This is a genomic window from Exiguobacterium sp. s75, assembly GCF_018617145.1.
Classification (GTDB): Bacteria; Bacillota; Bacilli; order Exiguobacteriales; family Exiguobacteriaceae; genus Exiguobacterium; species Exiguobacterium profundum.
Genome location: NZ_JACSJQ010000002.1, coordinates 263,146 through 282,186, shown reverse-complemented (window position 1 = coordinate 282,186; position 19,041 = coordinate 263,146). Strand labels below are relative to the sequence as shown.

Genomic DNA, 19,041 nt, shown 5'->3' with positions numbered 1-19,041 from the left:
TTCACAAAAAATTCCTGAACCTAGGTTCGGTTCAGGACTCTTGTCGTTCAAAGACTTGAAGCCAGCTATGACAAAATCGAGGTGGTGCGGACAAGACGACGAGTCGATCCCCTCGTTCATCTAACAGCATTACCTTCAATAATTGGTTGTCTGCACACACGCTTGAGCAAAATAATTCTTCCTCTCGATGAAACAGTTGGAACGACTCTGTCGATGTGATCGCCGTCGTTTCTCCCACTTGATCGAGAATGACCGTGTCGCGGTTTCCTTCGTATGGAATGCGCCAGGTTTCTTTCGTCTTCACATTTTCAACTAAAAAATGATGAGTTCGTTCATCGAACAATGTCACACACGTTTCAGGTGTGAATCGTTCAAAATCATACGTCCCTTGATACGCTAGCTCGATGATGTTCCCAAAGACAGGGACTTCTTCATAGCGGCTATATCGAAACGTATGATCATGGAGGTTCAAGGCTACGACATCCGATTCGGCTGAATATAAGAAGATGTCATCGCCTTGCCAATAGTGCAAATTGCTAAACCAGTCTCCGTTGAATCGTTGAGGGATCGCATACGTCTCCATCTGTCCTCGTTGTAAATCAATGACTCCGTAAAGTCCTTTTTCCTGGAACCATGCCACGGCACGTCTTGCATTCGGCTCCACATATAGGGCGCACGGTGTCCATTTCCAGTCGATCTCCCAGCGAATTTGAGACGACTCGTCAAAGAACATAAATCCCGTTTGCGCCAAGTACAACATCCAACCTTCACCTACACGTTCTAACCATTCGATCGTTTGATGAAATTGAAAGTCTGCTGTTTGTTCGTACATTTGATCACTTCCTAATTTCAGCTTAGCAACCACCGAAGCGAAATTCGATTTTGAATGTGTTCATTCAACACATTTTCGATTTTCCTGTATACTGACGGTAAAGACATATCGTTTAGAAAGGAGACCACCAATGCGTCCATTACAACTATCACCAGAGACCGCAGTTGAACTCGCAAAAAAATTAAACGTCCCCCTCGAGGAACTGATGCATATGCCAAAACACATCCTCGTTCAAAAAATGATGCAACTCGAGGCATCTCAAACAGAGGAAGAGACACCAAAGGAGACGGATTAACGTCTCCTTTTTGGTTACTGCTCTTTGCGTTTGCGCTTTCTCGATACATACCAGAGACCACCGATTACGGCGAGTGCTGCACCACCGGCCACAGCGTACTTGCTGTAATCTGGGCGACGTTCGGTTACGACTAGTGTCGAGAGTGGAGCGACCGTCATATAACGGTCCTCGACTTGACGTGGCGCCGTCAGATTAACGGTATGGTCCTCCACGTTCACCTCGAACTTGCCAGATGGAAGTTTGACCTCAACCGCCTCCTCGAGTGCGTTGTGGTAGACGATATGTCGTTCTACATATCCTTCCACATGACGGCTCAATTCAAAGGCAATCACACCCTCTGCTTCATCAAAGAAACGCAAGTGTTTGCGAATCTGTTCCGTGTTTTCGAGTCGGAAGAGCGGATACTGCTTACGCAGACGCAAGAGGCCTTTCACATATTCCACACTTGGCGCTTCTTGCTCCGCCCGGTTCCAGTCCATACGGTTGATGACTTCGCCTGAATTAAAGCTATTCTCATCCCCGTCTTTTGTCCGGAAAAATTCCTGTCCACTGTGAAGGAATGGAATCCCTTGACTCAGGAGCACAATCGACGTCGCCAAACGGTGGCGACGGCGACGTGTCGTCTCGTCATCTTCCGGATTCGTCACGGATAACTTGTCCCAAAGCGTCAAATTATCATGACATTCTACATAGTTGACGACCTGGTTCGGCTCATCAGCGAAACTTTGGCTCGTGATGCCACCAGCAATCCCACGTTTCACGTCTGCTGTCATGTCCGTGTTGCCGCTCACCCAGCCCGGTAAGTCTTCGATAAAGACGTCTCCGCGGACACCGTCTCGAATCCCATCATTGAATTGGGCGATGCGTGGCATCTTATGCGCATTATGTTGATTCGCTTTTTCACGAACCGGGAGCGGCGTATCCAAGTCCCAGCCTTCCCCGATGACAAGAATCGATGGGTCGACTCGATCGAGCGCTTTCCGAATCTGATTCATCGTTTTGACGTCATGGAGTCCCATCAAATCAAAACGGAACCCGTCAATCATGAATTCTTTCGCCCAGTACGTGACACACTCGACCATGAGCTTACGCATCATCGTACGCTCAGAGGCCGTGTCATTCCCACATGCCGAACCATCCGCGAGTGTCCCGTCTTCATTTAAGCGATAGTAATAATCCGGGACGAATTGACCGAGCGGTGTCGTCAACGCATCGTACGTATGATTGAAGACGACGTCCATGATGACCCGGATGCCCCGATCGTGGAGCGCTTGAATCATTGCCTTCAATTCGACAATTCGCGACGCCGGATCATCTGCCGACGAGGCGTAAGAACCTTCAACCGCAAAGTAATGAACCGGATCGTAGCCCCAGTTATAGTTGTCTTCCCCTTCACGTGACTCATTCACCGAGCCGTAGTCAAAGAACGGCATCAATTGAAGATGTGTGATTCCGAGCGAGGTGATGTAATCGAGTCCTGTCGGGTAACCGCTCGTGGTCGTCGTACCCGTCTCGGTCATCCCTAAGAACTTCCCACGGTGCGTCGCCCCACTCTCTGGGTGACTCGTCAAATCGCGGACGTGCGCCTCATAGATGACCGCCTCTTGTGAAGAATTGAATAGCGGACGTTCTTTGATCCAATGGTCCGGGTTCAAGGATGCCGGGTCAAGTAGACATCCACGCTTCCCATTCACTCCGACGACTTTCGCATACGGATCGAGCGACTCCACTTTCTTCCCATCAATCAGCGCTTCAAATACATAAAATTGACCTTCGAATAAGGCACGGTCGAGTTCGATCACCCACGTCCCCTTCTCAGCCGGCTCGAGCTCGAGTCGTTCAAACTTACGGGCACGGGCTGTTCGATATAACTTGACCGACATCTGTTCCGCTACCGGAGACCAAACTCGTAGTCGAATCTGTTCCCCTTTGAACGTCACCCCTAGGTCTTTCCCGTGATAGGCAACGTGATCTAAGTCTGCATGTGTGTGTTGATCCATTGTACGTTCCATCTCTTCACTCCTTCACTGCTTCAAATCTGCTATCATTATAACAAAACCACACAAAGGATGGATGAAACATGGCAAAAGACAATTCTTTCGATATCGTGTCCGAAATGAATCTTGAAGAAGTGAAGAACGCGATCCAAATCGCAGAAAAGGAAATTTTGAACCGCTACGACTTTAAAGGCTCAAAGAGTGAGATGTCGCTCGACAATGGCGACCTCGTCCTCATCTCGGATGACGACTATAAACTCGAGCAATTAAAAGACGTCTTGATCACAAAATTGATCAAACGCGGTGTCCCGACGAAAAACCTCGACTATCAAAAAGTAGAGAACGCACTCGGCGGAACGGTTCGCCAACGTGTGAAATTGAAAAGCGGCATCGACAAAGATGACGCGAAAAAAATCAACAACGCCATCAAGGAATCAAAACTAAAAGTCAAATCGCAAATCCAGGACGACCAAATTCGCGTGACAGGTAAGTCGCGTGACGATCTTCAGGCCGTCATGCAACTCGTACGTGAACTCGAGTTGTCCGTCGATGCCCAATTTACGAACTTCCGATGAAACTCGCCATCATCAGTGACCCACACGGTTCGTTTGATGATTTGAAGGCCGTTCTCGATGATGTCCGGCGAGAAACCGAGCACATTCTCTGTCTCGGGGATCTATATGAATGCCACATCGGGAAAAAACGACGTCACCAACGCTTTCATCATGTGGAAGACGTCGTGACGTATGATCCGAATTACGAAGCGCTACTCACATTTCCGAGTCTACGTGGTAATCAGGAAGAGCGAATCGACGAGGTGCTCGTCATCGACCATCCCGTGAAAACACGGATTTCCTTATTGCCGGAACAGACGACTCTCGAGGAAGCCCGCTTTTTACATGGGCATCAAGTCAAATGGAACGAAGACTGGGAACCGGTTGTCGAGAAAGGGAAATATCCACTCGTCTTCATCGGACATAGTCACATCCCCGGGATTTACCGAAAAGGAAAATCCTTGCCGTGGGAAATCGGGACACCGTTCCATTTGAAGAAAAAACGATATGTCATCAACGTCGGTGCTGTCATATTCGATCGGGAATGGTGTCTCTATGATACGGAAGCCCGGACGGTGACGCGGATGAAAGCGTGAATACAAAAAGGACCTCAATTTTTGAGGTCCAGGCTGTTGATGAACCAGATTGCATCTTGCAATCTGGTCCATCTTTTTTTGTGGGTTTCGATTTCTTGGGGCGTTCTGCCCCAAGAAATTGAAGACGTATTATGAGACGGTCCTTTCCAATCAACAGGTTAGGCAACTTTTTATGCTTTGTACAGTGACTGAAGCCAGATTGGCGCGTTGAACCTTCTCGATTCCGTCTGGTTCGCTTCATGTCGTTTTCAGGATTGAAGCGTTACATGTCGGATTCCTTCTTTTGATGATTTTTTCGGCCATCGAGGCCTTAGAAAAAGACAAACGGCCGTCAGATGACGACCGTTTGCGTTGCTCGCCCGACGGCGTCCCGACTCCGACAGGAAAGCAATCCGACGGAGACCCAGCAGCGACCTAGGTCGCGATGCGGCTCCGGGATTGCCTGCGGAAAGCGTGGGCGCCGGAAAGGCGAGCGATATAATTTATGTTAGTCAACAAGCTGGGCCTCAATTTTTTGAGGTCCTTTCGTCTGTCTTACATTTCTTCCGGCGCTTCGACACCGAGTAAACGGAGCCCTTCTGTCAATACGAGCGTCACTGCCTTGACGAGAGCGAGACGCGATTGTTTGCTCGCATCTTCCTCTAGGACGCGGACGTGACCGTAGTACTTGTTGAACGCTTGCGCGAGGTCGAGTACATAGCGGCTGATGATGGATGGTTCGCGGCGTTCATGTGCACGCGTGATGACGTGTGGGAACGCATTGAGCATCGTGACGACACCCCATGAATAGTCATCGTCTGCACCAGTGAATGGTGAGCCGTCATAGTTTCCTTTACGAAGGAGTGAGTTCGCACGAGCATTCGTGTATTGAACGTAAGGCCCTGTCTCTCCTTCGAACTTGAGCATGCTGTCGAGATCGAACTCGATGTTGTTGATGCGTTCGTTTTTCAAATCGTGGAAGACGACCGCGCCGACACCGACCATGCGTGCGACGTCTTCTGCGTTCGCAAGATCCGGGTTCTTCTGCTCGATATTCGCCTGCGCTTTCTCGATCGCCTCTTTCAAGACTTCTTCAAGAAGGACGATGCGTCCTTTACGTGTCGACATCTTCTTCCCTTCTTGCAAGATCAAGCCGAACGGTACGTGATGCATGCCATCGACAAAGTCATATCCAAGCTTACGAAGGACCGAGAAGAGTTGTTTGAAATGGAGCGCCTGTTCGCCACCGACGACATAGTTCGCTTGTACGAAGTTGTACGTCTCGTAACGATAGATCGCTGCTGCCAAGTCGCGTGTCGCGTACAATGTCGCGCCATCTTTCTTCTTGATCAAGCAAGGTGGCAAGTTCTCCTCTTCGAGCGAGACGACCATCGCGCCCTCACTTTCGACTAAGAGATTTTTCGCTTCGAGCATCTCGACGACGCGTGCCATTTTATCGTTATAGAACGCTTCCCCGTTGAAGCTTTCGAATTTCACACCGAGGAGGTCATATACTTTTTGGAACTCTTTAAGTGACTCGTCACGGAACCACTTCCAAAGCTCTGTCGCTTCCGCATCACCATCTTCAAGCTTTTTGAACCAAGCACGACCTTCGTCTTCGAGTTCTGGTTGTGTCTTCGCCTCTTCGTGGAAATGGACGTATAATTTTAAGAGTTCTGCGATCGGGTTGGCGCGTACCGCTTCCTCATCGCCCCACTTCTTGTAGGCGACCATCAATTTCCCAAACTGAGTGCCCCAGTCTCCAAGGTGGTTGACGCCGACGACGTCATATCCGTTTTTACGTGCGATTTGGTTGATTGCATTCCCAATCACCGTCGAACGCAAGTGACCCATCGAGAACGGCTTCGCAATGTTTGGTGACGAGAAGTCCGTCACAATCGTTTCATTGCGTGCCTCGTGTGTTGCATACTCTGATTTTTCCTCAAGCACCGTGTTGATGATTTCTTTTGATACGACATCACGGCTCAAGAAGACGTTGACGTAAGGTCCCGCCGCCTCCACTTTCGTGAACAATTCATCGTTCAATTCATTTGCGATATCTGTCGCAATCATGACAGGTGCTTTCCGGTAAGCTTTCGCCAATTGGAAACACGGGAACGCGAGGTCACCGTGCGCCTCGTGTTTTGGCTTCTCAATCAATGCTTCAATTTGGTCAATCGTGAGTTCTTCACCGATGACACGGGATAGTGCTTCTGCATACTTGCGTTCATAACTCATCTGTATGTCCTCCTTCTTCAATAACAACTCATAAAAAAAACGCCCTTTGCATAGATGCAAAGAGACGGGAATTCCCGCGGTACCACTCTTCTTGCCTGCATGATGCAGACCGCTTTATGGTGATAACGGTTCCCTCCGGCTATGCCTACTCTCGTTTCGGATAGCATCTCAAAAGTGCGTTTCGCGACGTTTGTCAGCCCAGGCTCTCACCAATCCCCAGGTCGCTTTGTTGACTAAACCATCGTTACTCTCTTTTTCATCGACTTTCGTCTATGCGGTTGAAAAGCAACTTCATTATAGAGGATATTCCCTGTATACTCAATGCTAGAATTCAAGCATGATAAAAGAAAGGCAGGACTCGCAAGAAATCATGACGAATCTTTACTATTATATCTTGAAATGTCCCATGCTAGGAGGGAACACATGAACCACTTTCGCAAGATGTCCGTGCTCGGTTGGAGCATATGGAGTGTTTTGTTCTGCTTCACCATCGGATTATTTACATTGGATGTGCTGCACGCCCCGACCATTGATCCGTTGTCCTTTATTTTAATCTCATTACTCGTCATCATCTTTCAACTCGATTCAATCGAAGTCAAAGGTGTGTACTTCACATTCTCTGAGAGTATCGTATTAATTCTTTTTCTATTCTTTGGATTTGAAACCGCACTCATCGTCAACCAGATTGGATTATTCGTCTTTCAATTCGCCAATTTGAGACCAAAAGTCGCCATACGCCGTTTTCGCTTCACCTATCCGTGGAACGCCATTACGGCATACTTAGAAATTGTCATTCCCGCTACCGTCTATCTCGCCCTCGGTGGGGTAACCGGCCTTGATTTTTATTCGCAAGAATCGTTTGTACCGCTTGCCGGGTTATTCTTTGCTATCTTGTTAAATACCGTATTTCAAAAATATCAGGTGAGATGGTGGTTCCGCGTCGATATCGCATTGAGCGACTTCATGAAAATCGCTTTCTACACATATGTCGTCAGTTTGATCTTCATCTTAGCGGCAGCGTTCTTCCGAGAGACGAATTTACTTGTCGTCAGTAGCATCGCGGCAGCGTTGACCTTCTTCATCAAACGACTTCTCATTCAAAAGGGACGACAGGATGCGTATAAATCTCTGATTGAACAGTACGACGAAGCGAAAGAAGCCGTCTCTTTATCACAGAGCGAAGCACAAGCCATTGAAGTCTTTTTAAGTCAGTGTGAACAATTGAACCATTACGATGAAGGATATATCGAGTTCAAACTGTTTGATCGCACACTCTACTTCGACTTGAAGACACGTCAACCGATTGATCGCCCCGTCGTATTTGCGCTACTGGATATCAGTCAACCTGTCGAGCCGGTCCTTGACTACGAGATGCGATTTGAGTGGGATGCCTCATTGTCTGACGCTTTTCATGACGACTACCACAGCTTCGTCTCGATTCGTTCGGAAGAGATTGAGGGAATTCGCACATGGATCGTGATGACGGGTGAACGCGTATATGGATATCCGAAGATTATCCAACATGAAATCATCAAGTTGCTCAAATCGTTCAATCGGACCATCAGCCGTTGTCATGAACGAGATCGTCTGTATACCGAGAGCCGGACGGATAGTTTGACTCTCCTCGCCAATGCCCGCGCCTTCTACGAATACGGGATTCAACAAATATCCGACATCTCGATGTATCCGATCTCGGTCGCCATGCTCGACATCGATTTCTTTAAAAAAATCAATGATACGTATGGCCATCAAGTCGGTGACCAAGTGTTGCAGGAATTTGGTCGACGTATCCGGCAAGCCCTTCGCGCTGATGACTTTGCCGCCCGTTATGGTGGGGAAGAGTTTATCTTGCTTCTCAATCATTGTGACATGTCTCAAGCCGTTGACATTGCAGAAAGAATTCGCCAGCAAATCGAAGCGAAACCGTTCCTTGTCGATCATCACGAGGTTTCTGTGACCGCGTCCATCGGGGTCGATACAATCGATGCGTTTGGAAATAAGCGCTTAGACGATACGATTCGAAACGCGGACCGTGCGCTATATGTCGGTGGGAAATATGCGGGACGTAACCGCGTGGCGCACTTCAACAATTTAACGACGTAAACTCCCCTTTCTCACATCGAATTGGGGAGTTTTTAAGTTGACAAGCAGATTTGAAACAGGTACGTTAGGGAACGTGTTTACTAATTGGATAGATTCACTTTTTATCGAGAGAGACGGAGGGACTGGCCCTGTGAAGTCTCGGCAGCGGGGAACCTGTGCCAAATCCAGCGGGCGTATTGCTCGAAAGATGAAAAGGGTATTTCGCACGAAGGACCTTTTTCTTAAGAAAGGGTCCTTTTTATTTTTAGTGAGGTGATTATTTTGGAACAACCAACAGCAAACAAATGGGCACTCTTGCCGTTACTCGTCTTCTTACTCTTCTTCATCGGGGCGGGTGTCTATTACGGAGACTTTTATAAGTTTCCGGTACTCGTCGCAGCCATCATCGCCTTGATGGTTGCGGCATTCATGACAAAAGGAAGTGCCACCCAAACCGTCGAGCGCATCGCGCAAGGAGCCGGCAATCCGGGCATCATCATCATGATTTTCATTTTCTTACTGGCTGGCGCCTTTTCAACGGTAGCGGAAGCCATCGGTGCCATCGACGCGACGGTCAACGCTGCCTTGACTTTATTACCGCCCTCGCTTCTCTTGAGTGGACTCTTCGTCATCGCCGCTTTCATTTCAATGGCGATGGGAACGTCGACGGGTACAATTGCGGCACTTGCACCGATCGCCCTCGGTATCCATGAAGAGAGTGGCGTCAATGTCGCCATCGCTGCCGCAGCCGTTGTCGGAGGGGCGATGTTCGGGGACAATCTCTCGTTCATCTCGGACACGACGATCGCTGCCGTCCGGACGCAACGAACGAACATGCGTGATAAATTCCGCACGAACTTCTGGATCGTGCTACCTGCTGCCATCATCACGACGGTTTTACTCGCCGTCTTGTCAAATGGGGAGTCAACGGTCGATGTCGCCGCATTCGAATGGTACAAACTGATTCCGTATCTTGCCGTCATCGGACTCGCATTGACAGGACTGAACGTCATTTTGGTTCTGTTAGGCGGCATCACGCTCACCGGCATCATCGGTCTCCTAGATGGAAGCCTATCCGTCACGGCGTTTGTGACAGCTATTGCGGACGGGATGATTGGCATGGCCGAAATTTCATTCCTGACATTACTCATGGGTGGACTCGTCGGTCTCATCTCACACAACGGCGGACTCACGTATTTACGTGACGCGTTGACATCTCGTATTCAAAAACGTGCCGGTGCCGAATGGAGCATCGCTGGACTTGTCAGTGCGACAAACGTAGCGACGGCGAACAATACGATTTCCATTCTCGTAGCCGGTCCACTTGCAGCGAACATCGCGGACGAGTATGACATCGAACGGAAGAAATCAGCGAGCGTACTCGATATCTTCTCATGTGGTGTACAAGGAATTCTCCCATATGGAGCACAACTTCTCATCGCCGCAGAGTTGACGAAGACCGCTTCGCCGGACCTCGTCCCGTTCATGTTTTATCCGTTCCTCCTCTTTATTTGTGGAGGAATCGCCATCGCATTCAATTTCCCGCGTTTCAAAAAACAGTCATAAGTGAAAACACCCCTTGTTCAAAGGGGTGTTTGTCGTTTGGTTATCATTTCTTGTTTCAACTGCTCGTTGCGTTTCTTGAACGCCCGTCGTTTGAGCACTTCTTCAAGTCCTCGACTGATGGCCCATAATACGATGAGGAGCAGACCGAGCATGGATAAGCGAAACGGGCTTTGGATAAATTCTTCCCACTGGTCCCCAATGACAGAAAAAATCACGACGACGAGCAGTTTCCCGAATCCTGCCGCCATGATGAACGTACGGAGCGGCATCTGAATGAGCGCCAATAAATACGTGATCAAACTGACCGGGATGAATGGAAGAGAATATAAGAATCCGAGTGAGATCGGACTCATATGATTGACGCGTTCTAACCAATAGACCGCCGCCTTATGTTTCTCGAGCCAGCGTGTCATCGGTTTGCGGAACACATAACGGACGGCTGCAAAGACGACGATCGTTCCAAGAAGGTTCCCAATCCAGGATAAGAGGACCCCTAACAGAAAGCCGTATGTCGCCGCATTCGCAGAGATGATTAAAACGAGTGGTAAAAATGGAAAAATCGCTTCTAAAAACGGTGCACCTAGACCGGCCCATGGACCACCAGGCAAACTTTGAAGCCATTCGATCAATTGGATAATGTACTGTTGGAGAGAATTTAGCATAGTCGTTCCACCTTCAACTTTCGTTACTACTCTATTACCCGAATTCAATTTTCAAGACGCATCTCCCTGCATTCGTCAAAAAAAATTAAAAACCATTTGCGAAAATTCGTCGTGATATTTATCATATAATAATGGACTTGTGGTTGCAGGCAAGTCTATTCGTCGAACGACACAACCCAACGTTCGTTTTCCTGCAAAAAACTGAACACAGGGGAGCAACACAACATGGAAACAAAACCAATGCGGGTCTTGTTGTACTATAAGTACGTCAACATCGAAGACCCAGAAACACTCACGCAAGAACATTTGAAGTATTGTAAGGACCTCGGCATCAAAGGACGCATCTTGATTTCCTCCGAAGGAATCAACGGGACGTGCTCTGGTACTTGGGAGCAAACCGAGCAGTACATGAATGACTTGAAAGCAAACCCTCTCTTCAGCGATATCGAGTTCAAAATCGATGAAGTCGAAGAGCATGCCTTCAAGAAAATTTTTGTCCGTCACAAGAAAGAGCTCGTGACGTGGCGCTTTGATGGCGAGTTTGATGTACCGAAACAACACGGTGCATACCTTGAACCAGCAGAATGGAAAGAGATGATGAATCGTGATGATGTCGTCATCCTCGACGTTCGTAACAACTACGAGTACGAACTTGGTCACTTTAAAAATGCGATCAAAATCGATGTAGAGGCTTCACGTTACATGCCGGAATGGCTCGAAGAGAACAAGGACCTCTACGAAGGGAAAACACTTCTCACGTACTGTACCGGTGGCGTCCGTTGCGAGAAATTTACAGCATATATGCGTGACCTTGGTCACGACAACATCTTCCACCTTAAAGGTGGCGTCGCGATGTATGGTAAGGATGAAGCGACAAAAGGAGAAGACTGGGAAGGCGAGCTCTACGTCTTTGACGAGCGCATCAACGTCCCGGTTAACTCCGTGAACCCATCTGTCGTCTCACACTGTATGCACTGTGGGACCGAGACGGTTCGTTACGTTAATTGTGCTAACCCGGAGTGCAATGTACAGCATTTCTGTTGTGAAGAGTGTGAACCAAAACAAATGCGTTCATGCTCGAAGGAGTGTCAAGAACACCCACGCAACCGTTATATCATCGATAACATTGCAGAGAAACTTCAGGAAACTGAAGGAGTAGTCGGGTAACAAAAATCGACCAGAAGATGTCTTGGAGAACGTGTCCAAGACATCTTTTTTTGACGAAATCTTAACGTCTAGCTTGCTCCTCTTTCGGGTATATTGAAGATACTATGTCAGACAGGAAGTGAATGCACGTATGTTTAACGAACCTTTACTCGCCGCGATTCTCGCTTGGTTTATCGCCCAAGCGGCCAAGCTCGTAACTGAACTCATTAAAACAAGAGATTTTGAAATTGAAATCATGTTCGCTTCAGGCGGCATGCCGAGTTCGCACTCGTCCACCGTCGTCGCACTCGCTACGGCAATCGGGCGAATGGAAGGCATTGACTCAAGTCTATTCGCTCTCGCTGTCGTCTTTGCCACCATCGTCATGTATGATGCGACCGGAGTTCGGCAGGCGGTCGGTTTCCAAGCACGGCTCTTGAACGATTATTTCAAAGGAATCAAACATGAGACCCCGCTCTTGAATGAGCTTGTCGGCCATACGCCGTTCCAGGTTATCGTCGGAGCGCTACTCGGTCTCGTCGTCGGATTGTTTTTCCCAATGTAATGGAACAAGGTATGTCATTTCTCACACTCTTGATTCTTTTTGTGAAGTTTCACAAAGAAGAAGTTATACTCAAGAGAGAGGAGGAATCGACATGCCTTTTTTGCAGAAATCTTACGAGTCACTCGATACACTCGCCGAAGCCATCGGACAAGCGATTCGAGCACCAATCACGATCGAGAACCGCCACCACCAATTGCTCGCCTATAGCACCCACCCCGATTCGACCGACCCGGCCAGGATTGCGACCATCATCGGGCGTCGTGTCCCAGAAGCCGTCATCGAAGATCTATGGGAGAGTGGCATTTTACAAGAAGTCATCGACCAAGATGAACCCGTCGTCATCCCGGCCCGTCTCGCCGTCGGTCTCGGAGAACGCGCAGCCATCGTCATCAAACAACATGATGAAGTACTCGGCTATATTTGGAGCTTGGCTCGGACGAATCCGTTCAGCACTCAAGAACTAGCTATCCTGCAAGAAGGGGCAACCATCGCCAAAAAATTACTGATGACCATTGCGATGCATGAGCGGCGAATCAGCGCCGAGCTCGAGCGCTTCTTATTAGATGTACTCGCTTCCCCGACTCTCACGGATGCCAATCGTGAACGGTTGAACGAGCTTGCCCCGATTGCTGTCGCCAGTCGGTTGACGGTCATCGAATGCGCTCAACCGATCACCCCTCAACTTGCGGAACGCCTTCACTATGTGCTCGCGACGCAAGAGGCCATTGAAGTCGTTTTACATGCCATCGACGGTCAGCAGCTACTCGTCTGGCACTATATGAAGTCTGAACTCTCCGATGAAGAGACCGCACTCATTGCCTGGGCGGAACGATTCGAACAATTGCTTCAAGACAAGTTCAGCGAATCCGAACCACACCTTGGCATCAGTCGACGTTTTTTCGAAAGTGACATGTTATATGCCGCAGCGGAAGAAGCGCGACGGGTGACCACGCTGCGTCGCAAGTTCCCGCTCGAACTCTCGACTTCCCGTGCATTTGAGCAGATCGGCATTTATCAACTCGTCCCGGAACTCGCTCGGCGTATCGGGCTCCGACTTGAAACCCATCCGACCGTCGAACGGTTGCAACATTATGACTCATCCCATCAGACCGAACTCGTGAAGACACTCGAATGGTATTTTTATTTTGATGGGAACGTCAAACGAGTCGCCGCCCATCTTCATATCCATCCGAATACCGTTCTGTATCGGATTCGCCGCATCGAAGAGTTGACGAATATCACGCAAGTTTCCTTACCCGAACGGTCCATGATTTATTTAGCCATTAAGGCTGGTCAATATCGATTAGAAGACTAGACGTTTGCTTTGTGATTTTTCACAAAGTGAGCGTCTTCGTTTTTAGAATCCATGATAAAGACAGCGTTTTCGAATGGGTCTATACTAGGGGTGTGAACAATTTGTGTCAACGGAATGAAAGGGGAATGTTCCATGAAAATCGGGGTATTGAAAGAGATTAAAAACAATGAAAATCGGGTGGCCTTAACACCGATGGGTGCATTTATGTTAACGGAGCTTGGTCATGATGTATTCGTCGAAACGAATGCCGGACTCGGTAGCGGCTTCACGAATATGGAATATATTGATGCTGGTGCGACGATTCTTGAAACGGCGAAAGAAGTTTGGGAAGGCGTTGAACTCGCTCTCAAAGTAAAAGAACCACAACCGTCTGAGTATCAATACTTCCGTCCTGACTTGACGCTCTTCACTTATCTACACCTTGCGGCGGAGCCGGAATTAACGAAAGCGCTCGTCGATTCAAGGATTACAGCGATCGCCTACGAGACGGTAGAAGTGGACCGCACGTTACCACTCCTCACACCGATGAGTGAAGTGGCGGGACGTATGGCTGCGCAAATCGGAGCCCAAATCCTCGAAAAACCACATGGTGGAAAGGGAATCTTAATGTCTGGTCTCCCAGGTGTGCCTCGTGCGAACGTCACGGTCATCGGAGGCGGTGTCGTCGGAACGAATGCAGCTCGAATCGCAATTGGTCTTGGGGCGAGCGTGACGTTGATGGACATTAGCCCGGCTCGTCTTCGTCAAATCGACGACTTGTTCGGAAACACAATCAATACGTTGATCTCAAATAAATACAACATTGCGAAACAAGTGGCTGAGAGTGACCTTGTGATTGGTGCCGTGCTCATCCCAGGAGCAAAAGCACCGAAACTCGTCACGGAAGAAATGGTACAGCGCATGTCGCCTGGTTCGGTCATCGTCGACGTCGCCATCGACCAAGGTGGAATTTGTGAGACGATCGACCATATCACGACGCATGATGCGCCAACGTATGAGCGCTATGGCGTGCAACACTACGCTGTCGCTAACATGCCAGGTGCCGTGCCACGCACATCGACGATGGGTCTGACAAACGCGACGATGCCATATATCATCGAGTGTGCACAAAAAGGCGTATTCTCAGCACTTCTTGAAAACGAGGCGCTTCTCAAAGGCCTAAACGTCATCAACGGAACGGTCACGTATGAAGCAGTCGCGCGGGATTTGGAATATCCGTTCGTTCCTGCCCATGAGGCGGTCTCGAAACAAACACAAGCTTAACCCTTAAGACGATGAGATGCCCGTTCTCATCGTCTTTTCTCTATACCAAAAAGAAGGAATCGAACGCCATCGTCCGATTCCTTCATTATTATGCGTTATGCGTTCTCAACGGCGATATCTTCCCCGATGATTTTCACTTCCGGCTCTAATTCCACTTCGAATTTCTCTTTAACGGTCGCCTGGACGTGACGGATGAGTGAAATGTACTCAGTCGCCGTCGCCTCATCAATATTGACGATGAAGCCCGCATGTTTGAGCGAGACTTCCGCTCCTCCGATGCGTTTCCCTTGCAGACCTGAGTCTTGAATCAACTTGCCGGCAAAATAGCCAGGCGGACGTTTGAACACACTTCCACATGAAGGATATTCAAGCGGCTGTTTCGATTCCCGTTTATACGTCAAGTCGTCCATGACTTCTTTGATCAATTCATAGTTTTTCGGTTCTAGTTCGAACGTCGCCTCGAGTACGATCAAGCCCTCTTTCGAGACACGGCTCGTTCGGTAGTCAAGATCGAGTTCATCTTTAGATAAATGAAGTACTTGACCATCCTGCGTCAACACCGTCGCAGATGTGATGACATCCTTCGTCTCTCCGCCGTATGCACCTGCGTTCATGTAGACGGCCCCACCGACCGTCCCAGGGATCCCACATGCGAACTCGAGGCCGGATAACCCCTCTGCTAATGCTTGACGTGAGACGTCGATAATCGCCGCTCCTGCCTGCGCAATCATTTGATTCCCTTCTCGACGAATCGAGTCGAGTTCATTCAAGTTCAAAACGATTCCACGGATGCCACCATCGCGGACGATCAAGTTTGAACCGAAGCCAAGAATCATAAACGGCATCGCTTCTTGATGGGCCAGTTGTAAGACGGCCTGTACTTCTTCGTACGTGTGTGGAGCCACGAAGTAATCTGCCTTACCGCCTAGTTTTGTATACGTGTGTGCCGACAACGGCTCGTCTTGAAGGACGCGCTCGGCCGGAATGATCATCTGGAGTTGCTGTAAAAAGCTCATGCGTTCACTCAATCCTTTATGTTCTATTTAATCAGTGTCTCGGTCCCATCTCACTCGTTCCGAGCACGTCACTGAATGGTTTCAGTACGAATCACAGTATACAAATGATTATTGGACGTGACAAGCAACGTTTTTCTTACAAATTCATGATTAGTTTATAGCAATAGCGATGTCGCAATGGCAACGATGATAGGAATTGTAAAGTTATCCCAATCTCGATATGAAATCGCTTCAGTTAGCGTAGCGATGATGGAAATGATAAACCCATATGTTACCACTTGCCAAAGGACGACATCATTCCACAAAAACAATAAAAATAAGACAGCATACGAGCTTAGAAACATGGCGATGCTTCCTTGGAAAGAACGCTTTTGGCCATATAAATCATAAACGACCGTCCCATATTTACGCCCGATGAGTGCTGCCATCCCGTCCCCCCAGGCGAGGACGAGTGACCCGGCTAAAAACGCGATCGGCTCAGACTCGAAGAAGAAGTATAAAATAATGAGCAATGCAATCGGATAGTATACGGTCCCGAATGATTTCCGCTCCGTTTGATGCACCGGTGACGGGCTTTTATACAAAAGGACCGCATTCGCAAATGTGAAGAAGATGAGCGGGACTGCCGCGACGTACCATGAATCCATTAACCAAACTGCTAGTAACGACCAATGTCCGACTGCGATATGTACACTTTTTCGAATCGTTTCATCCGTCCATCCAAGACGTTTCCCGACTTGCTCGAGACCCACGAGAAACACGAGGACGACTACAATGGAAAGAATCGAACGAATCCATTCATTCATTGCTTGACCACCTTCATATATAGAGTGTGTATGATACCGTCATTATACCTTAATCAGTGCCCATCCTAGCTTACTTTTCAAACATTTGGTAGAATGAGGTCAAATGACTGTATAGCCAACGTACGCTGTTGGCGATAGAAAGGGTGGCCGTATGCGCGACGCAACTTCAATTCAAACTTTGGCAGATTGCCTTCATTTTATGCAGGTCGGAGAAATCGAGCGAGCCATCGCCCTCTTCCCTGAAGACGTGCGTGAACATTTCCCAAAAGAGCTTCGAAAAATCCACTTGTTTCATATTGAAAAGAACGGCTTATCGATTAATCAAATCGTCGCCCTCGCTAACGCATTGACCGGCGAGCATCTCTCCGCGACGACGATTCAAAACTGGACGAAGCGTGAAGTCCGTAAAATCATCGGTGTCCCACGAATCGGTAAAAAGTATTCCTTGCATCAAGCGGCAATCATTTATCTCCTTGATGACTTGAAACACCTTTTTTCCCTCGAAGAGACGAGTTCCTTGTTGGCGCTCATCTTCAACAACCCTGACCGGGACGAAGACGACTTCATCAAACCGATTGATTTTTATCGACTTTACGCGGAGTATGCGAAGTCAACAAGCCCGATCGACCTTCTCGATACACGGGCGAAGCGTTCGCTCGAAAAGATGAACTATGAACATCCAAATATCATTCACGTCTTGAAGCTTTGTCTATACGCACATCGGGTGACGACACTCGAACTCGAGGCCAAGCACTATTTGAACCGTTTCATTTGATGAGACGGTTTTTTCGTATCAAAAAACACCGGTCTCTTGACCGGTGCTCGTCATCGTTATGAGACAGATGCTGCGAGCGGCATCCGTGATTTGACCGTTAACGTCTTTAAGACGGAAAGGAGTTCGAACATCGATAACTGATCGGCTTCTTTCGTTAAGCAGAACGTATCGTCTTCTTGTTTCCGTAGTTCCGCGACAAGTTTACCTGCTTTGTCGCGAACGCTAAACTTGTGACGTTCCACATCATATTGAATCGTGAAGAGTCCGCGTTCATAGACGTTGTACTCACACTTTTTCCCGAATAACGAGAACTTGTCTTTCAATTGACCAATCGCCTGTCCATCATGGTTCATCACGACCCATTTTTGGCAGTTTGGGATGTATTTCCCATGAGCGATCTGTCGTCCAGACAAATTGTGCACTTGGACACTGCCTTCCGCGTCGCGGTGAACAGATCCGATCGCATCATTTGTCTCGTCATAAATGGTCGCCTCACCTTGTGTAAAGACGCAACCTTTTACATAAATTAATTTGCGCACCGCTTTTTCCTCCTAGCACGTTCCAACCGTGATTGTTTGTATGTGTACGGTCGGGTATTACTGAAAACCCCAATCGTTTCTCTGTGTAGTTTTTATCTCGTTTCAACTACTACATATTTCATATGACGAAGATGATTATTGCATCGTTTAAAGAAAAAGACAACCCTTTTTTTTCGACATCATTTGGATTCTGTCGAACTTGTGAACAAGCCTATTCTCATCGCTTATATCCCGCTTCTTTTAAAAGTTCTTCAAGCTCCATTCTTGCAATCAGACGAACTTGATTTGGCGCCGCCAATTCGTATGCGCTGTCCGTGAAATTCGAGTTCGTCACGACCCAGCCTTCGTGTGCTTGATAATAGGGAACAGCCGCTGCAATTTGTTGAACCGCTTCGAGTCCGACCGTCTTTTCATAACGCTTTGCTTGAACGGCAATCGACCATCCATCCGGTGTCTCCAATAACAAGTCAGCACCAAAGTCACGTGATGCTGGAGTCACCGTGACCGTGTAACCAAGCGCGGTGAACACTTCCTCTAAAAATAATTCAAACTCCCGACCATCCATCCGATCAATGCGGTCGATGGTCGACAGCCTTACTTTCCATATAAACCATGCAATTCCAAGCAAGAGAAGCAGTACGCTGCTCCAAAGCGGTGCCTCGAACCACCATAAACATATGGCACCGATGATCCCAATGAGTAATCCAATCATGCTCATCTTTCCTTTCCAATTCCTCTCCCTCACTTTACCGTTTTGAGGGCAGGAAATGAAAGGGGGATCTGTCGAATGATATAGAAGATGTGCTCGTCTGACA

Annotated in this window: 18 protein-coding genes, 1 riboswitch and 1 other annotated feature; of the genes, 10 read left to right on the top strand and 8 right to left on the bottom strand. The window is 48.3% G+C overall.

Translation table 11 applies throughout. The annotated features are described in order from the left end of the window. Nucleotides 1–31: 31 nt before the first annotated feature. Nucleotides 32–832, bottom strand: coding sequence for a hypothetical protein (locus tag KNO68_RS10830; RefSeq protein WP_214812643.1), 801 nt, complete (start codon nucleotides 830–832; stop codon nucleotides 32–34). 130 nt (nucleotides 833–962) lie between these two features. Between KNO68_RS10830 and KNO68_RS10825 the strand changes: the two genes are divergently transcribed. Next, nucleotides 963–1,127 carry a YycC family protein gene (locus KNO68_RS10825; RefSeq protein ID WP_214873683.1) on the top strand — a complete coding sequence of 55 codons (165 nt, stop codon included), beginning with the start codon at nucleotides 963–965 and terminating at the stop codon, nucleotides 1,125–1,127. 14 nt (nucleotides 1,128–1,141) lie between these two features. On the opposite strand, the gene pulA is transcribed toward KNO68_RS10825, so the two are convergent. Next, a complete protein-coding gene (pulA, locus tag KNO68_RS10820; protein WP_215112479.1) occupies nucleotides 1,142–3,139 on the bottom strand; it encodes a type I pullulanase in 1,998 nt (665 codons plus the stop codon). 68 nt (nucleotides 3,140–3,207) lie between these two features. Here pulA and KNO68_RS10815 point away from each other — a divergent pair, with 68 nt between their 5' ends. Together KNO68_RS10815 and KNO68_RS10810 are read left to right on the top strand one after the other, a co-directional pair. After that, complete coding sequence (locus KNO68_RS10815; protein WP_015880519.1) at nucleotides 3,208–3,699, top strand: YajQ family cyclic di-GMP-binding protein; 492 nt, start codon at nucleotides 3,208–3,210, stop codon at nucleotides 3,697–3,699. Next, nucleotides 3,696–4,274 carry a metallophosphoesterase family protein gene (locus KNO68_RS10810; protein ID WP_214685149.1) on the top strand — a complete coding sequence of 193 codons (579 nt, stop codon included), beginning with the start codon at nucleotides 3,696–3,698 and terminating at the stop codon, nucleotides 4,272–4,274. Before KNO68_RS10815 ends, KNO68_RS10810 begins: the two co-directional genes overlap by 4 nt. A gap of 534 nt (nucleotides 4,275–4,808) precedes the next feature. Here KNO68_RS10810 and argS read toward each other — a convergent pair. Next, complete coding sequence (argS, locus tag KNO68_RS10805; RefSeq protein ID WP_215112478.1) at nucleotides 4,809–6,491, bottom strand: arginine--tRNA ligase; 1,683 nt, start codon at nucleotides 6,489–6,491, stop codon at nucleotides 4,809–4,811. Between the two features lie 57 nt (nucleotides 6,492–6,548). Next, nucleotides 6,549–6,760 (bottom strand) — a binding site (T-box leader). A gap of 154 nt (nucleotides 6,761–6,914) precedes the next feature. On the opposite strand from argS, the gene KNO68_RS10800 reads away from it, so the two are divergent. After that, on the top strand, nucleotides 6,915–8,594 hold the full coding sequence (locus tag KNO68_RS10800; protein WP_214685145.1) for a GGDEF domain-containing protein: 1,680 nt from the start codon (nucleotides 6,915–6,917) through the stop codon (nucleotides 8,592–8,594). 98 nt (nucleotides 8,595–8,692) lie between these two features. Beyond that, nucleotides 8,693–8,788: riboswitch (SAM riboswitch) on the top strand. Between the two features lie 67 nt (nucleotides 8,789–8,855). Beyond that, nucleotides 8,856–10,139: a Na+/H+ antiporter NhaC family protein gene (locus tag KNO68_RS10795; protein WP_196430354.1), complete on the top strand. Its 1,284-nt coding sequence runs from the start codon at nucleotides 8,856–8,858 to the stop codon at nucleotides 10,137–10,139. A 17-nt stretch (nucleotides 10,140–10,156) separates the two neighbouring features. Here the strand turns inward: KNO68_RS10795 and KNO68_RS10790 are convergent, their stop codons facing one another. Then, on the bottom strand, nucleotides 10,157–10,801 hold the full coding sequence (locus KNO68_RS10790) for a TVP38/TMEM64 family protein (RefSeq protein WP_215112477.1): 645 nt from the start codon (nucleotides 10,799–10,801) through the stop codon (nucleotides 10,157–10,159). A gap of 225 nt (nucleotides 10,802–11,026) precedes the next feature. Here KNO68_RS10790 and trhO point away from each other — a divergent pair, with 225 nt between their 5' ends. The 4 genes from trhO (at nucleotide 11,027) to ald (ending at nucleotide 15,090) form a co-directional block, all read left to right on the top strand. After that, nucleotides 11,027–11,968, top strand: a complete 942-nt coding sequence (trhO, locus tag KNO68_RS10785) for an oxygen-dependent tRNA uridine(34) hydroxylase TrhO (RefSeq protein ID WP_214685141.1) — start codon at nucleotides 11,027–11,029, stop codon at nucleotides 11,966–11,968. Between the two features lie 118 nt (nucleotides 11,969–12,086). Then, nucleotides 12,087–12,512 (top strand): divergent PAP2 family protein, encoded by a 426-nt coding sequence (locus KNO68_RS10780; protein WP_143180200.1) that lies wholly within the window; start codon nucleotides 12,087–12,089, stop codon nucleotides 12,510–12,512. A gap of 91 nt (nucleotides 12,513–12,603) precedes the next feature. Next, entirely contained in the window at nucleotides 12,604–13,827 is a 1,224-nt protein-coding gene (locus tag KNO68_RS10775; protein ID WP_214685137.1) for a PucR family transcriptional regulator, read from the top strand. Nucleotides 13,828–13,959: 132 nt separating this feature from the next. Next, nucleotides 13,960–15,090: an alanine dehydrogenase gene (ald, locus tag KNO68_RS10770; protein WP_214812645.1), complete on the top strand. Its 1,131-nt coding sequence runs from the start codon at nucleotides 13,960–13,962 to the stop codon at nucleotides 15,088–15,090. A 95-nt stretch (nucleotides 15,091–15,185) separates the two neighbouring features. Here ald and murB read toward each other — a convergent pair whose 3' ends face one another. Together murB and KNO68_RS10760 are read right to left on the bottom strand one after the other, a co-directional pair. Beyond that, nucleotides 15,186–16,106: a UDP-N-acetylmuramate dehydrogenase gene (murB, locus tag KNO68_RS10765; RefSeq protein WP_015880509.1), complete on the bottom strand. Its 921-nt coding sequence runs from the start codon at nucleotides 16,104–16,106 to the stop codon at nucleotides 15,186–15,188. 155 nt (nucleotides 16,107–16,261) lie between these two features. Then, nucleotides 16,262–16,912 carry a diacylglycerol/polyprenol kinase family protein gene (locus KNO68_RS10760; protein WP_214685133.1) on the bottom strand — a complete coding sequence of 217 codons (651 nt, stop codon included), beginning with the start codon at nucleotides 16,910–16,912 and terminating at the stop codon, nucleotides 16,262–16,264. 151 nt (nucleotides 16,913–17,063) lie between these two features. Between KNO68_RS10760 and KNO68_RS10755 the strand changes: the two genes are divergently transcribed. Continuing rightward, nucleotides 17,064–17,687 carry a DUF1836 domain-containing protein gene (locus KNO68_RS10755; protein ID WP_015880507.1) on the top strand — a complete coding sequence of 208 codons (624 nt, stop codon included), beginning with the start codon at nucleotides 17,064–17,066 and terminating at the stop codon, nucleotides 17,685–17,687. 56 nt (nucleotides 17,688–17,743) lie between these two features. Here KNO68_RS10755 and KNO68_RS10750 read toward each other — a convergent pair whose 3' ends face one another. Further along, complete coding sequence (locus KNO68_RS10750) at nucleotides 17,744–18,226, bottom strand: LURP-one-related family protein (RefSeq protein ID WP_015880506.1); 483 nt, start codon at nucleotides 18,224–18,226, stop codon at nucleotides 17,744–17,746. 217 nt (nucleotides 18,227–18,443) lie between these two features. Continuing rightward, nucleotides 18,444–18,938, bottom strand: coding sequence for a restriction endonuclease (locus KNO68_RS10745; RefSeq protein ID WP_015880505.1), 495 nt, complete (start codon nucleotides 18,936–18,938; stop codon nucleotides 18,444–18,446). Between the last annotated feature and the right edge of the window lie 103 nt (nucleotides 18,939–19,041).